The 13,927-nt window shown below is 37.9% G+C and carries 10 protein-coding genes; 1 reads left to right on the top strand and 9 read right to left on the bottom strand.

Annotated features, from left to right (window positions below):
- Window positions 1-82: 82 nt before the first annotated feature.
- The gene (hutU, locus tag ACO1D1_RS04005; protein ID WP_149868733.1) at window positions 83-1,804 is read right to left on the bottom strand and encodes a urocanate hydratase; all 1,722 of its coding nucleotides are present in this window, start codon (window positions 1,802-1,804) and stop codon (window positions 83-85) included.
- 342 nt (window positions 1,805-2,146) lie between these two features.
- Here hutU and ACO1D1_RS04000 point away from each other — a divergent pair, with 342 nt between their 5' ends.
- On the top strand, window positions 2,147-3,853 hold the full coding sequence (locus tag ACO1D1_RS04000; RefSeq protein WP_423335041.1) for a sigma-54 interaction domain-containing protein: 1,707 nt from the start codon (window positions 2,147-2,149) through the stop codon (window positions 3,851-3,853).
- Between the two features lie 103 nt (window positions 3,854-3,956).
- Here ACO1D1_RS04000 and ACO1D1_RS03995 read toward each other — a convergent pair whose 3' ends face one another.
- The 8 genes from ACO1D1_RS03995 to ACO1D1_RS03960 form a co-directional block, all read right to left on the bottom strand.
- Entirely contained in the window at window positions 3,957-4,733 is a 777-nt protein-coding gene (locus ACO1D1_RS03995) for an SDR family NAD(P)-dependent oxidoreductase (protein ID WP_423335040.1), read from the bottom strand.
- Window positions 4,734-4,888: 155 nt separating this feature from the next.
- Window positions 4,889-6,064, bottom strand: coding sequence for a GNAT family N-acetyltransferase (locus tag ACO1D1_RS03990; protein WP_423335039.1), 1,176 nt, complete (start codon window positions 6,062-6,064; stop codon window positions 4,889-4,891).
- Between the two features lie 141 nt (window positions 6,065-6,205).
- Window positions 6,206-6,766 carry a DUF4240 domain-containing protein gene (locus ACO1D1_RS03985; protein ID WP_423335038.1) on the bottom strand — a complete coding sequence of 187 codons (561 nt, stop codon included), beginning with the start codon at window positions 6,764-6,766 and terminating at the stop codon, window positions 6,206-6,208.
- 302 nt (window positions 6,767-7,068) lie between these two features.
- Complete coding sequence (gene glsA / locus ACO1D1_RS03980) at window positions 7,069-7,998, bottom strand: glutaminase A (RefSeq protein ID WP_423335037.1); 930 nt, start codon at window positions 7,996-7,998, stop codon at window positions 7,069-7,071.
- A gap of 62 nt (window positions 7,999-8,060) precedes the next feature.
- Window positions 8,061-9,476, bottom strand: coding sequence for a M20 family metallopeptidase (locus ACO1D1_RS03975; RefSeq protein WP_423335036.1), 1,416 nt, complete (start codon window positions 9,474-9,476; stop codon window positions 8,061-8,063).
- Window positions 9,460-10,692, bottom strand: coding sequence for an MFS transporter (locus tag ACO1D1_RS03970; RefSeq protein WP_149868727.1), 1,233 nt, complete (start codon window positions 10,690-10,692; stop codon window positions 9,460-9,462). Before ACO1D1_RS03970 ends, ACO1D1_RS03975 begins: the two co-directional genes overlap by 17 nt.
- Before the next feature lie 200 nt (window positions 10,693-10,892).
- Complete coding sequence (locus ACO1D1_RS03965; RefSeq protein ID WP_423335035.1) at window positions 10,893-12,203, bottom strand: hypothetical protein; 1,311 nt, start codon at window positions 12,201-12,203, stop codon at window positions 10,893-10,895.
- 352 nt (window positions 12,204-12,555) lie between these two features.
- A complete protein-coding gene (locus ACO1D1_RS03960) occupies window positions 12,556-13,803 on the bottom strand; it encodes a TerD family protein (protein ID WP_423335034.1) in 1,248 nt (415 codons plus the stop codon).
- Between the last annotated feature and the right edge of the window lie 124 nt (window positions 13,804-13,927).

The raw sequence follows: 13,927 nt of genomic DNA, 5'->3' as shown, positions 1-13,927 counted from the left end.
TTTAGAGGTTGGTAGTTTAGCAGAGACCCTTTTAAGGATCCCTGCTAATTCTTTTGGTTTAAGAATAAAAATTTGGACTTTATTAAGCCTTCACATTTTCTTTTTCTAAATCTTTTGGACCAAATGTTGCTTTTGGTGACCACCATAATGGAACCTTAATGCTTTCGTCTGTAAGTTTCCCTTTCCCGTTGGCAACGTCACGAGCCGTTTCATAGCCTGCTTGAGCATGGCGGATTACACCGATTCCAGAGTCAACAGTCATGGCAACTTCAAGTCTCATATCCGATTCAGCCGTTCCATCGGCAATCATCGTCACACCAGTATGAACGGCTTCACCCATTGAATAGTTGGCTTGCAGGGCAATCAAATCACACATTCCAACAGCATTCAATAGACCATTCAATACCGGCCAGTCAGAGATAAGGTCACCCCCGTCTTTCATGTTTTCCGATTCGAATGTCGGATTCACGATAGAACCGGAGTCAAGATTGTCACGAGAGAAAGCAACTGGACCGGCAAGCTCTCCGCGTCTGATCATATCATTTACTTCTAACGCAAACTTTTTACGCTGTCCAAAGCCCATATAACAAATACGTGCAGGTAATGCTTCAATTGGAATATGATCTTTTGCAAGCTTGATCCAGCGTGTTACAAGCAGGTCATCACTGAATTTTTCTAAAATCATATCATCAATTTTTCTTAAATCTTCTTCCTCACCAGATAGGCAAATCCAGCGGAAAGGTCCACGGCCTTCACAGAAGAGGGGACGAATGTATTCTGCGACGAATCCTGGGAGACGTCTGGCCTCTTTTTCATCCATACCTGCATCAATACACTCTTTACGAATACTTGTGCCATACTCAAATGACTTAACTCCAAGGTCTAAGAACTTAATAAGTGCTTTTAGTTCACGAATCATTGTTGCACGTGCTTTTTCTAAGTAAAGGTCTCTGTTGGTATCGCGCAGTTCCTCAGCTTCTTCAACTGTATATCCTGATGGAAGATACGAAATTGGGTCATGAGCTGGTGTCATTGACGTTGTAATATCTGGCAGAAATCCTTTTTGCAGAACTTCTTCAAAAATATCAGCTGCATTTCCGACAACAGCAATCCCTAATGGCTTTCCGGCAGCCGCATATTCTTTTGCCAAGGCAATGGCTTCATCTAATGAATCGACTAACACATCAATAAATTTCTTTTCAATCCGGCGCTTAATGATTTCCACATTAGAGTCACAAAGGATCGCTACACCGCCGTGCATAGTCATCGCTCTTGTCTGATTTCCGCCCATACCGCCGGCACCAGCTGTCAACAGAATTTTCCCAACAAGTGAATCATCATAATGTAAGCGGGCAATCGCAGAAAGCGTTTCAAATGTCCCTTGAATTACACCTTGGGTTCCAATATATTCCCACGGAGCGGCTGTATAGTTGGCATACATCGTTAAGTTCTTATCTTGCAAGTCATAAAAAGTCGGCCAGTCAGCTTTCATAATATTGGTTGTTGCCATTACAACTGTTGGCGCATATTTATGGGTTTTGAAAACTGCAACAGGCATACCTGATTGAACAACTAGTGTTTCATCATCTTCAAGTTCCTTTAAAGATTTTACAATCGCATGGTAAGACTCCCAGTTACGGGCAGCTTTACCGATACCGCCATAAATGACTAGTTCTTCAGGCTTCTCCGCATTTTCCATATTATTTTCAAGCATCCGCAAGATTGACTCTTGTCTCCAGCCCTTACAACGCAGCTCTGGTCCTCTTTGTGCTTTAACGGAATATAAGATTTCTGGTTTTGACATAACTATTTCCTCCTAGTAATGAAAGTAGTGTGGGTGTTCTCGTTTTTATTTGTTGCAAGTATCGTGCCAAGCCGGTTGAGTTATATGAAATTTTCATTCCTTGCCTAAAATTCACGGTATTAATGAACTAATCTATGCATCCTATTAAAGTATTCTGGTAAAATATTCAATTTTGACTGCAGATGTTTTTTGCATCATTTATCTGTCACTCACACAATTATTACACTCTACTTGTAAACGATTTCATTTTTATTACTGCAGATAAAATTTGCATGCAGATTATTTCAAATGTTTGCAATACATGTTATATTCTGAATAGGTTACTAAAAGGGGGAATGAAACTTGTTTGCAGCATCTATCGGTTCAATGATAAGAAGTTTTGTCGATGGAGTAATTGTGTTAAATGACGAATGTGAAATACTTTGGTATGACGTTGATTCAGTTATTCCCTTAGATACCACCGATGGCGATCATTTACTCGAAATTATCCCTTACACCGAGGAACAGTTAATAGGAGAAGAAACATTCTCCATCACTGTTAACAATAGAAAGCTGGATATTAAGGTGAAAAAATTTGCTGCCGATTTGGACTATACCATTATTTGTATCGAAGATTCCATCAATCTCACAACAAATCAGAAAACTAGATTATATTGCCTCGAAAAAATTGTTGATACCCTCAGGGAAGGCGTAATGATGAGTGATCATAATGGAAAGATTGTTCTTTATAATGACGCTCAGGAAAAACTAGAAAGTTTAGACAGCGGAGAAATTATCGGAAAACCTCTCTGGGAAGCATATAACTATAACCCGCAATATTCCGAACATAAACATACTTTTAAAACGGGGAAACCTATTTTTTCCAGATATCGGGCACACTCAACAGTGAATGGTGTACCGAAGTATGTCAATTATAGTACCTACCCGATCCAAAAGGACGGGGAAACGATAGCCGTTTTTTCCCTAAGTACGAATGAATCAAATCTCAAGAATTGGCTCCATCAAACGATAGAATTAAAAAGGCAGGTGGAGCATGAGGACCTGAATCATCGACCTCACAAGAATGGCACTACCTTTTCTTTTGATGATATAAAAGGAAAAAGTATGGCATTAAAAAACTTAATTCATGAAGCTGAAAATATTGCTATACATAATACTGACGTGTTAATTGTCGGAGAAACAGGAACAGGAAAAGAATTATTTGCTCAAAGTATGCATAATCACAGTCTAAGGGCAGATAGCCCGTTCGTTGCCATTAACTGTGCTGCGATCCCTGAAACCCTTCTAGAGAGCACGTTATTTGGGACAGTGAAAGGAGCGTTTACAGGGGCGACTAACCAGATAGGGCTATTCGAATATGCCAAGAAAGGAACGCTTTTTCTTGACGAAATTAACTCTATGCCCATTACATTACAATCTAAATTAATACGTGTTTTACAGGAACGGTTAGTCCGAAGGGTTGGGTCAAACGAGGTTACACAGGTTGAATGTACCATTATTAGTGCATCTAACGAGGATCCTGAAAAATTAATCGAATATGGAAAAATGCGCCTGGACTTGTTTTACAGGCTCGCCCACACTAGTCTCTATATTACGCCATTGCGAGAACGAACAGAAGATATTCACTTTTTCATTCATTATTTTCTTAACAAATATCGAAAAAAATTTAACAAATCTGTTCCAGACCTTTCTCAGGAATTGCTTTCATTGCTCCTTCAATATCAATGGCCCGGCAACACGAGAGAACTCGAGCATTTAATCGAAAATTTGATTATTCGTGCAAGTGACTCAGACGATACCATTGATATAGAGCATCTTCCTGCCTATATGAAGAAAAAAATAATTTCGAATCAGTCCGTTACTGTTAGTAAACAAAAAGAACTAAAAAGGAATCCATTAAAATCAATTTTTTCCAACTCACAAGTTCATTATATTCAAAAGACGTTGGATGAAACTGCCTGGAACATCTCGAAGGCTGCTAAAACATTAGGAATCTCAAGGCAAAGCTTGCAGTATCATATTAAAAAACATGGTTTGGTTAAACCCTGAACAGAATGGAATTGATTCGGAAACATGCTTAAAAACAGAACCTTGCTAAGGGAGATTAGCAAGGTTGTTTTTTGTTTGAAAATGGGAGCACGCCCCCACCTTTTTAATTTGAATTAGCCGACAATCCGCCGTCAATTCGATACTGGCTGCCACTTATAAAGGAGCTGTCATCCGAAGCAAGAAATAACACCAATTTGGCGATTTCAATTGGCTCAGCGTATCTTCCGAAAGGAATAATTTGTGTATATTCTTCTTTGGCTTGTTCCGGACGATTGGGATACGTTCTTTCCTCAATGGAGCGCATCATTCTTGTATTGACACTTGTCGGATGAATGGAGTTCACCCGGACGTTTTTACTGGCTGCTTCCAAAGCGGCTGTTTTTGTCAGACCTACAACAGCATGTTTGGATGCTACGTACGGTGATAATGTGGGATATCCCATCCAGCTCGCATCTGACGCGGTATTGATAATGCTCCCGCTGCCTTGTTCCATCATGACGGGCAGCACATGCTTTAATCCTAAAAAGACACCGCGGACATTAATATTCATTACTTCATCAAATTCCTCGACAGTTTGTTCAATTAAAGGGGCAATCCTCCCTTCAATGCCTGCATTATTGAAAAAGATATCAATCTTGCCAAAGTGATCCACGGCCGTTTTAACATAATGAATGGTATCCGCTTCATTAGAAACATCTGCTTTAACGGTGATTACTTCTCCTAACGAATCTAGTTCAGCTCTAGCATTATTAAGGGATTCTTCTGACCTGCCTACTAAAACTACCTTTGCACCTTCTCTTAAAAATAATTCAGCAGTTTCCTTGCCAATCCCGCCTGCACCGCCAGTAATCACGGCGACTTTTCCAGCTAATTTAGACATTTGCGATCTCCTCTCACCTCTTTTTCAGATAATTTTAGTTTATTATTTTCCTAAGCCTTTTTCAAACACTACTAGTGACTGTTTAACGGTTCAAACTAGCATCCACTTCTTTATCCGTTTCACTGAAGTTTGATTTTGACATGAGGATAGATGAATTAAAAGAAATCAAAAAATGATGATTTCATAGATGGGATCATTTTTTCGAATAGCTCAATCTCCATCTCCGATCCTTTCAAGTACCCCATTTCAAAAAGCTCCATCGGTTTTTTATATCCAAAAAGAATCGCAGAAAGGGAATTGATAGTTAAGCGAATCCCTTTTTTAGGAGGATGAACACATTGGCCGCCAGCTTTTTCTTTAAATACCTTTATTTCTCCATTTCCAATTAAATAGCTTCCATTATTCCAAGGGGCATGTGAATCTTCCAGATGAAGGAATAGCACCTCATTTCCTGTTATAAAAGGAAATCTCCGTAAACATTCCTCAGCATCAACGACCCTTGCCATAAAATAAGGGATTAACTCTGTTTTCACCTTAGGCTGTGGCAGAAAATAAGGAAACGGATCCTGACTGGCAAGAGTAATCGTCACGGTTTCAACCATGGAGTCGTGCTGGCAAATAAAATTCCATAGCCCGATTCTTGCTTCCTGGCCCATGGCAATCATCTCCTGCACATCCATTTTTCGTTCCTTCACATGGTAAAGAATATACCCCTTAGCCTCGTTCTCGGAATCATAATAGACAGCAAGCTGCGAATCTTCATCATATACATGATGTTTCCACCAATTAGTATCGCGTTTTAGCATTCCGGTATGTTGAACGCTAAATTGTTGGTAGATCTTTTCAATTTCCTCCTTATGGGTCTCTTTTGAATATCTTTTTATAAAACCTTGCTGGCTTTCGAGAAACTTCAAGTCCTTATTTTCAATCGTTATTTTTTTCTGCTCACTAAATATTTCCCATCCAAATCTCCGATAAAAGGAGATGTCAAATGGGTGTAAAAGTGATACGATTTGAGCATTTTCACGCATGTGCTTTAAAGAATCCAGAATGAGTGTTTTTACAAAACCGTTTCGTCGGTATTCCGGGTATGTAGCGACACCTGCGATTCCCCCCATTTTCCATTCATCATCTTTCATATGAACGTTGAATGGAATAATATGAAGTTTGGCAGCCAGAATATCCTCATCCCATATCCCTAATATTTTATGGTTTTTCACCATTTCTTTCCTTGCAGGTAAGTCAGATTCCGCAATCTTATATTGAAATGCATACATTGACAGTTTTACAGATTCTAAGTATTCATCATCTTTCACTTCAGTAACCAACATTTATTCACATCTCCTCTACCTAACTTCATTTATTTTTTGCATCGCCAGAGCTTCATTTAGAGAATTTTTTTTTGCCCGCGGTACCAAATATGACGGCATTGGCTGACTCGAGTGTAATGGGAGTCAGGCACATTTTCCATTCTAATATCCCAATGGATCTTCGCCAAACCGCTCCCATAGTGCCGGAAACATCTCAGCTAAATCATCTTCGTCTTCCCAATCAAATTCGATATCACTGTTAATCTTTAACCCTTTGTCAGCTAGTAAATCTTGCATTTCATCAAATAAATCTCCATCCCATTCTTCTTGGTCTCCGCCTTTTTTCACCGTATAGGCATCAAATCCAATAGTCAAGAAATCTTCAAATTCAGGAACCCCTTCTTCACCAAGATTTTCATCGGAAATATAGTCAGCTAAACACTCAGGGTTCTTTATGGTTTGCTCATAAACTTCTCTTCCTTGCGAGATTAGCCAGCCCCGGAAGTAATCAAAAGAATCATCAGAACACCCACCCATTATTACATAAGCAGCTCCCCAAAGTCGTGATTGATAACTTTCATTCAAATAACTTTCGAGGATAAACTCAAAATCCAATATTTCGTTTTCCGTTTTCGTACTCAATGTATTTGTCAGCCATTCAGCCTGATCTTCCTCATATTCCTTCGATTCTTCAACCAATTTCCAAAACTCTGTTTTATCCATCTAAATACCTCCAATTTTGCTTCTAATGCACCTATTACATTCGCCTTTTTCACCCACTTTCCTGCAACAAAGAGAAAGCCTATGATTCTCCCGATTATTATTGAAATGTAAAAGAACTGATACCTGGCCCCAATACGTTAATACTTTACTTCACTGGGGATCAGGCACTAAATCTCCGATAAAAAAAAGAAGCTAGACATGACATATAATGATTAAATGTCCACCTGTCTAGCAATTTTATTTCCAAACTTTATATAAAGCTCCAACGGACTTATAATAGCCCCATTTGGCGTATTTACCTTTTAAAAAATACTTAAATCATAAGTCTGCGAAAGTTTTTCAATAAATTTCATGCCAGCAACACTGTTACCTATGTCGTCGATTCCCGGATTATAGACACCAATACCTAATTTTCCCTCAAGGTACTCTACTTTACCCTGCGATACCGTACATAAAACACCACCTGATACACCACTTTTCATTGGAATACCAATAGAAGCAGCATACTTCCCTGAGGCATTATAAAGTCCACAAGTTGTCATTAAAGCTTTTGTTACTTTTGCTGTTTTAGGTGTTATAAACTTTTCGTTTGTTAATGGATGCACGCCATTCCCTGCAAGCATAAGCCCTATCTTTGCAAGGTCTTTTGCAGAAACCTCAAGTGAGCATAAACGAATATAAGCCTCTATCGCTTCCTCTACATCACAAAGTAAATAATCATTTGCTTTTAAATAATAAGCGATTGCCCGGTTTCGATAGGTTGTTTCTATTTCGGAACGATAAACTGCTTCACTTATTTGATGAGAACTACCTGTAATACGACTTAAAAAGTCTGCAACATATGCTATTCGATCCTTTACTGTTTCCCCAGGTAACATTGAGGCAACAGTAATAGCACCTGCATTAATCATCGGATTAAATGGTTTACCCGGTGCCGTACTTTCTAGACGAATAATCGAATTAAAGGGATCTCCTGTTGGTTCTACATCTACCTTATCAAGCACAAATTGTAATCCGTGATATTCACAGGCAACCATAAAGTTAATTACCTTTGAAATGCTTTGCAGCGTAAATTGTGCATCAATATTACCAGCCTCAAAGGAATTTCCATTTTGGTCAATTATACATGCAGCAAATTTCTCTACAGATTGAAGCGCTAATACTGGAATGTAAGATGCAGGTTTTCCTTTCTTTATATATGTTTTGGCTTCATTTGTGATTTCCATTAACATCCGCATACCTCTCCCTACGGCACGAAAGAGATGAACCAATAATGGTAACATCTCTTTTTCGATTACTTTATTTTTTCTGGAATTAGTGACACGTACTTCTCACCTTTCAAACGTGTCTTTAACTCTTGTTTTGCTTCTTCAATAATTGTTGGATTTTCCATACAAGAAATTGCAGTACGAGCCATAATATCTGCCGCATAAAGCATTCCCTTATGACCAATTGGCGTATTACCTACAGCTACTGCTTGCCAGGTATGGAGTGGTGTACCAAGTACAAAACAAGCTGTTGTACATTGTACTGTTGGTGTCTTCCAGCTGACATCTGCAACATCCGTCGAACCATACAGCATTATCTCTGGTGATAATGGCAATACAAGCTCGCATAGACGCTTGTTTCCTATTAATTCCTTTTGTTCAGAAGACAAATTCATATTAGCCGAAGCCTTACTTTCATCATCCAATGATTGATAAATTTGCTCAGCAAAGGTAAAGTCCTCTTCACTAAATTGAAGCGCTGGGGCCTCATCAAATTGCTGCTGCATCACTTTTGCAAGCGTTGTATTTGGAATTAAATCTGATGCTGCCCCATCAAAATGCTCCTCAAATGTTGTTTCTGTCATTAAGGCCGCACCTTGAGCAATTTTTTGAACTCGCTTATGGATATCCACTACTTGCTGTTTCTTTGGTGCACGAATTAAATAAGAAACCTCTGCATAGGGCTGAACTACATTTGGAGATGTTCCACCACTATGAGTTACTGCATAATGGATGCGTGCCTCTTGGATAATATGTTCACGCAGGTAGTTTACACCAACATTCATTAACTCCACTGCATCTAAAGCACTTCGCCCCAGATGAGGGGCAGCAGCCGCATGAGCACTCTTTCCTGTAAATTTAAAAGTCGCTGCATAGTTCGTTAGTGACGTTATATTCCACGTTGTATTGTTTGTCATTGGATGCCAAGTAATAGCCATATCTACATCATCAAACACACCATGCTTTGCCATGTATGCTTTACCTGATCCGTTTTCTTCCGCTGGACAACCATAAAAACGAATAGTGAACGGTGCATTTGTTTTTTCAACATATTCTTTCGCTGCTACTGCTGCTGCAAATCCACCTGCGCCAAGTAAATTGTGTCCGCAGCCGTGCCCATTCCCATTCTCTTCAATTGGAGAAAATTCCGCCTTCCCGCCTTCTTGACTTAAAAATGGCAGGGCATCATACTCACCTAAAAATGCAATAACAGTTGCACCACTGCCAAAGCTACCCATAATCGCAGTTTCAAGATTTGCTACATTTTTTTCAACTGCAAACCCTTCTGCTTTTAATGCTTCCTCCATTACTGAAACCGCATATTTTTCTTTAAAATGCAATTCTGGTTTTGCCCAGATTTTATCACTGATTGTTGTAAATGTTGTCTTTTTTCCTCGAAGGAAATCGCTTACACTAAATAATGAATTATGCAATGCTCTCATGTTCAACCTCCTTATTAGCTTGATTTTTTGGGGAGATTGTTAAAATCGCACCTACACAAATAATTGAAATCACCACTAACAGCCACATAGCAGCATTATAAGAACCATTGAACGAATCGACCATGAATCCTATTAATGCAGGCGTAACAAATCCCGCCAATTGCCCCCCAGTGTTTGCCATACCCATAGCTGTTCCTGCATAATCTGAAGGAATTCTCTTTAATACAAATGATGGTAATAACAATAGCACAAAAGTCAATAACAATGTTACGACACTTTGGTATGTGATAAATAATGTAATCGATTCTGCATTAAACATTAAAAATAGGAATCCAGCTAAAACAAGTGCACATATAGCACCAATAAATTTATTCACTTTCAAATCCAATTTATCGATTAGATAACCGAATGCTATCATTGCAATAATCTGAATGGCACCGGGAATCATTTGTAGCCAGCCAATGGAAACTAAATCAAGCCCACGTACATCTGACAAATATTTTGGCATCCAAGAATTTAAACCCCAGTTCACCGCATAAATAGTAAAGTAAGCTATAACTAAACTCCACATTAATGGTATTTTAAATAAAATCCCTAATATCCTTTTTACTTGTGGCCCTTGTACGGATTGATGTGCTACTTTATCCTTCGGTACATACTTCCAATATAGGAATGCAATAATAACTCCCAATAAACCAGCAATTACAAAGAATGCGCGCCAACCAATTGTTACTAATAATGCAGCTGATATAATTGGCACAAGCATCGCCATAATCCCTCCGGAAGAAAGCATGATAGACATTACTTTACTTCGTTCATTTTCAGGAAACGATGATGAAATGACTTTTGAAGCTGAAGGTTGGAAACCGCCTTCACCAATTCCGAATAGGAAACGAATGAACACTAAAATACCTAATGTCCATGCAACAGCTGTTAAACCTGTAAAGATGGACCATACAATCACCGCTATTAATAAAATCCGTTTTGCCCCAAATTTATCAGCCAAAATCCCCCCAGGTAATTGCATTAAGGCATATCCTAGGAAGAATGAACTTAAAATCAAACCTGTTTGAGTAGCTGTTAGGGAAAGGTCCTCACCAATATGCACAACCGCATAATTGATTAAGTAACGGTCTAGATTACCTAACGCCCAACCTAAGAATAGTAATGTTACTAGTGTTTTACGAACTTTTTTCTCAAGAATATTTTCTGCCATAAAATGACCCTCTCCTCCTTTAACGATATTTTCGTTAAATATACGTAAATTATATATCGAATTCTGGAGGCTAGCAATGAGTTTTTTGAGGTTTCAGAAAATTGGAAAATAGTTTTGGAATTTGGTCTTGGTATAAAAGGCTGATACAATTAAAAGAAAAGGCATTTTCTATCAATAAAAATAGGAAATGCCTTTTCGCACTAGTTCTTGTATAATTTATATAATTTAGCAGGGCGGCCCCTTGAACTGCGATTTTCCTCCCCACAATATTCAATAAGTTCAACTCTCACCAATTCAGAAACTATTCGCTGCGCATTCCGTTCTGTCATGTTTAATTCTTTTGCTAACATTTTTGCACTAAATTCCTCAATTTTTAACCCGTTCAGAATGGCCTCGATTTTTGCAAACATTTTTCCACTGATAGACGTCTCTTGCAGTCGTTCAATTAACTCCTTATCTTGAACACGACTTGTATACGAAATTTGAGATGAACCTTGGACAATTTCTGTTATTGCCCCATCATCCTCCATTATAACAATACCCTTCGTTCCCTTCTCTAATAAATGTTGCAATGCATGATGCGCATAATTTTCTGCATAATAAACCGTAGAGGCATGGCCAATACCAACACCTACCGGCTGTTCAGTCTTAGCAGTTAAACTATCAATCATTTCAAATATCGCATGAATATTTCGTTCAACAATGCCCCGCGAACTAAAAATAACAAAGCGCCCATTACTTTCTTCAATTAGGTATCCATCAATACTTTCGCATACTTGCAAAACGATATTTTTCATATTTAGCTGCAAAAAATGGATTCCATAGCCATTTTGATTCGCCATTTTTATATAATCAAAGTTTCTAATTTGAACAACTAAAGCAGTTGTTTGCGTTTCCTTGTAATAAAATGTTTGGATTTTTTCGCTAAATAGCTGAAGCGCATGATAAATAGCCTGGGTATGTGGACTAACCAAACAAACAGGTATTCCCATTTCCTTTAATTTTTCTTCTACTGACGGATATACCGTAATGACACTATCTATCTTTTGTTCATTCCAAAGTGTTGCATGATGTTCAATAATTTCATCGATAGATGTTTTGGCAGTAAATCGTTTAATATATACATGATCTAAAATTTTATCTAAATCTATTATTTCATCAAAAAAACTTTCCTCTGGAACATGTAATACATCGATACTAACGTTTTTCGCTAACTTACCTATTTCATGGCTTATTTCTAATACACCGCGATGAAACATATCCCCTGTAATAAAAATGTACTCCATTCTATCCTTTGAAAAATACTTCGATTGTTGTGCAATCTTATAGGGAATATAGCCTGAAAATAGCCAAAAGTCGACATTACTATGATGCTTTTCAAGTATATCTGTTGTTTCGTTTACAATATTATAAAAATATCCGACAAATGATAGATTGGATTCAAATTCTTTTGCATAATGTAAAATTCTCTCAACAGATCGTTTTGGTCCTACAATACCAACCTTATACATAGATGATTCTCACTTCCCAATTTACTTAGATGAGTTCTTTTTTTAATCATAACTCTACTTTCGCACCAATAAAGTAGGTGATGGTCGTTGATTATTATTGGTCAACGGCCTCTTCTTTAGTTTGCTTAACAATCTAGAATAAATGGGGATAGAAAAGGTCGTGGTTCAAAATATAACCAGATAAAAAAATAATAATGCGTTTCAAACACACGCGTGCGTTTGAAACGCATTATTATTATAACATCCATATCGGTGCGATAGCACAAATTAAAACGGCAGCTAGGCATGACATATAATGATTAAAGGTCCATCTGTCTAGCAATTTTATTTTCAAATTTTATATCATTCTAGTCTACTTGTAATCATTGATTGGTCCTTTATCCATTATAACTTCTACCATATTTGAAGACCCCATCCTAAGTTTAGGTCTACGCTCTGAGTTCGGTGTACTATAAAGTTCCAACGGACTTATAATCACTCCATCTGGCGTATTATGAAGAATTCCGGGCACACAGGAATAAATTCGATCATTGTTATTTGCATTTTTGGCAGATATGGTAACGGAGGTTCCATTATGATTATCTATACTCATGGACACTTGGTATCTGTAGAATGAGCCTGTTCCATTTGACTGAGCGGAATACACCACCGGAACAACTGCGACAATATCATCATTTAACCTTAATTTAATAACTTCCGTCTTCGTAGAGTGACTATTTCTCCCAACATCCCCCATATGTTCCACTGCTCCATTGCCAAAACTCCTGAGAGGAGGAGTTCCTTTCGCTCCAAACATGGCAACATCTATCTGCTTACCAGCCTTTGTATAGACTAAAGCATATATATCATAATCTGTCCCAGATTTCCAAGATACCGTAGCAGTAATTTCTGGCGTTTTTTCAATGATAACTGACTTTTGACCTTTTTCGAGGCTTACCTTACCCTTTACCTTTTCCAGACTGATCGGTGACAACGTATTTTGACTATTTTTATTTTCAGGAACAGGTAGAGTCTTATCAGGTTCTTTTGGGGTTTGTGTTTGAATCGTTTTAGGCTCAGACGGCTTGCTCTGCTCAGCAGATTCAACCTCAACACCGTAATTTTTACACAACCCCTCAAGCCCAGAATCAAAACCGCGCCAGATTGATTTTACCTTTATCTGACCATTCCTTAAATATAATTCTACTACGACAATTCCATTTTCATTTTTGAAACTAGATGGGGTTAACTGAATGATATTTTGATCAGTACATATCTCAGCCTTTAAATTCTTTACATTTAAGAATCCCGTGCTATTATCCTCTGTAAGAGTGATAGCTATTTTCGTAATACCTTCAGGGACCCTACTCATGTCAAAATTTAATTTATGTACTTTTGTATTACCTGCTATCTCAGCTGGTAAAAGGGTAGCCACGCCAGAAGAGCTCTCTGGTTGATTATAAAATATAATCCCGCTATCTCCTTGTACCTTGTCTGAATCACTTAAAAGGAAAGCTGTTAAGGAAATATCGATCGAATTAGAAATTTCGTAGCTAACAGTAACATTACCTTTTGGAGAACTTAAAACCGTATTGGCTCCCATCTGGAGAAATTGATTCATTTAAACCACTCCCTGCTTCTCTATCCATTTATTGTCTAACAATTATTTATGAATTACTACAAAATCTTCTTATAATTTTTATGATTTGAGCGCCTTTTTCAGAGTTAATTACTTTAAAATCCAA

This window comes from Neobacillus sp. 19, from assembly GCF_049463095.1.
In the GTDB taxonomy this organism is placed as follows: Bacteria; Bacillota; Bacilli; order Bacillales; family Cytobacillaceae; genus Neobacillus.
This window is presented reverse-complemented; position numbering and strand designations above follow the sequence as displayed.